2 protein-coding genes and 1 pseudogene are annotated in these 2,452 nt (G+C 43.6%); all 3 read right to left on the bottom strand.

The annotated features are described in order from the left end of the window. Window positions 1–775: 775 nt before the first annotated feature. A pseudogene (locus tag B9T16_RS27820) lies at window positions 776–1,204 on the bottom strand (reverse transcriptase domain-containing protein); the annotation flags it as partial. Continuing rightward, window positions 1,164–1,454, bottom strand: a complete 291-nt coding sequence (locus B9T16_RS27815; protein WP_410246299.1) for a reverse transcriptase N-terminal domain-containing protein — start codon at window positions 1,452–1,454, stop codon at window positions 1,164–1,166. The pseudogene B9T16_RS27820 and the gene B9T16_RS27815, both read right to left, overlap by 41 nt. Next, window positions 1,438–1,575, bottom strand: a complete 138-nt coding sequence (locus B9T16_RS27810; protein WP_006669235.1) for a hypothetical protein — start codon at window positions 1,573–1,575, stop codon at window positions 1,438–1,440. Before B9T16_RS27810 ends, B9T16_RS27815 begins: the two co-directional genes overlap by 17 nt. Between the last annotated feature and the right edge of the window lie 877 nt (window positions 1,576–2,452).

Here is a 2,452-nt window from a genome sequence, read left to right as displayed (position 1 = left end):
TTCCATGCGTTGTTCGTAGTCTTGATTGGTCTGGGTTTCCCAAATCCTTTCTTTAAACTCGCTATCACCATTTGTACACCTACTAGACTCTATCCTTACAATCAAACCGTAACCTGTTAGCATATCCCTACCATTACAGTAGGGCGTTGGCTTCTGGTTACATCTCACATCCTCTAGGACTTGCGCTTACATTTGTCACTACTGATATCTCGACCAGATAATCAGAGTCCAGGAGKACTTAAAACGTTCCGTTTATATGGGCATTCCATCTTTAGACTTGTCCTATCCACCGGGGTACTTTTAAAAGTCTGTGTAGGTGTTGCGGTAAAAACCCTACTTTTCCCCTTACCCTTTTGGGCGCAGCGTATCAACCTATTTCGCTGCTAAGTAATTACGATGGTTCAAGCCGGACATTCGGTTTCCCTAATCATGGATGGTTGACAGTGGTCGCATTTGGTAGTAGGTTCTACTTCACGCCTTCCGTTCCCCGCTTCAATCCTGGGGTTATGATTCCCAAAACTGGGGGTGGCTATCGCCGTTACTCTCAACGCAATTGTTAAGGAATCGTTAAGATTTCAGATTTTGCGTTTTGACCTTGAGTTCCCTGCCTTGTTTTGTATATTTCTATACCAAACGTTGGGACATATAAACAGTTATGGGATGGTCAGGGTACGAGTCCCTTATATTTCACCGAGGGGTGAAAGTCCCACTAGGAAGTTATTTCAGGCATTTCAGCCTTATTTGATTCCTAAACGTCTCGCACAACCCCTTTTACTTTTGGATACGTTGTTTCAATTAATCTARCCATGCCATCCAGTGCRATGTTGGCGAGTATTGGACTTATTACCYCTCCTTGRGGTGTCCCTGTTTCWGTATCCTCRAATACRCCGTTATCTAGTACACCTGCTTTGAGCCATTGTTTTAGGTCTCTTTTCAGGCTGCTTGGACAATGAATTTTAGACAGTAGGTAATCATGGTTTATTCGGTCAAAGCATTTTGCTATATCTGCGTCCAATACATAATAACTACTATGCTTAATACATAGATAGATTCGTTCTATTGCATCTTGGGCAGACCGACCAGGTCGGAACCCATAGCTTGTGTCTTCAAATCTCGATTCCCATTCAGGTTCGAGAGCCGATTTAACCAAGGCTTGCCTTGCTCTATCTTGGATTGTAGGAATGCCTATTCCAGCTTTTTTCATCCCTACCAGGTTTTGGTATCCATACTCTCCTAAGTGCTTTTGCTTTGAGGTTTCCTTTAATGTTCTTAACAAGTTCAAACCTTTGTCTTGGCGAAATTGCTTTCATTCCATCGACTCCGGCTGTTTTCTTGCCTTGATTATCTTGAGTCACTCGCCGCACTGCTAAGAGTCGGGCATAATATGACTTCACCAATAGACGTTGCCACCTTCTTGCCTTCGCGTCCTGTCCCGATTTAGCTGCTTGAAATATCCTCTTTTGGAGCTTGAAAACTTTCCTCTGGACTTTCGCCCATGGGATTTGTTTCCATACAAACGCACGTCTTGATTGGTTTTGATTTCTCAAATCCTTTCTTTAAACTCGCTTTCGTCATAGTAACTCCTACTAGACTCTATTCTTTACAATCAAACCGTGACCCGTTAGCATATCCTTACCATTACAGTATGGCTTTGGCTTCTGGTCACATCTCACCCCCTAATAGGCTTGCGCTTACACTTTCACTACTGACTTTCTCGACCAGATTGTCAGAGCCTAGAAGGGGTTAAAACGTTCCGTTTATATGGGCATTCCATCTTTAGACTTGTCCTTTCCACCGGGGTACTTTTAAAGGTCTGTGTAGGTAGTTCAAAGAGCCTCCTACTTTTCCCCTTACTCTTTTGAGCGCAGTGTATCAACCTATTTCGCTGCCTGCTGTTGACGATGGTTCAAGTCGGACATTCAGATTTCCTTAGTCATGGATGGTTGGCAGTGGTCGGAATTTTGGGAATAGGTTTTCCCTCACGCCTTCCGTTCCCCGCTTCAATCTGACGGGGTATGATTCCTGAATCTGGGGGTGGCTATCGCCGTTACTCTTTTCCACAATCGCCCAAGTGGTTTTAATCCTCCATGTTATATAATTGAGTATTGCGATTTTCTTTGTGGAATTGACCTTGAGTTCCCTGCCTTGCTTTCGCTTTGGGACATATAAACAGTTATAGGGATGGTCAGGAGTACGCTCCTTATATTCAACCCCTTGGTTGAATACAAGAGGCTTGCCTCTGACCATCTCCATAACTGTTTATATGTCCCAACGTTTGGTATAGAAATATACAAAACAAGGCAGGGAACCCAAGGTCAAAACGAACTAACTCATACAAATTCCTTATAGGAAGCCCATAAATGGATAAGTAAAGTTAGGAAATTAGGGTAACGGCGATAGCCACCCCCAGTTTTGGGAATCACANACCSGAGGATTGAAGCGTGGAACGGAA

The organism is Arthrospira sp. PCC 8006 (assembly GCF_046480465.1).
GTDB classification, from domain to species: Bacteria; Cyanobacteriota; Cyanobacteriia; order Cyanobacteriales; family Microcoleaceae; genus Limnospira; species Limnospira platensis.
Note: the sequence above shows the minus strand (reverse complement) of the source record. Positions and strands in the feature narration are given on the sequence as shown.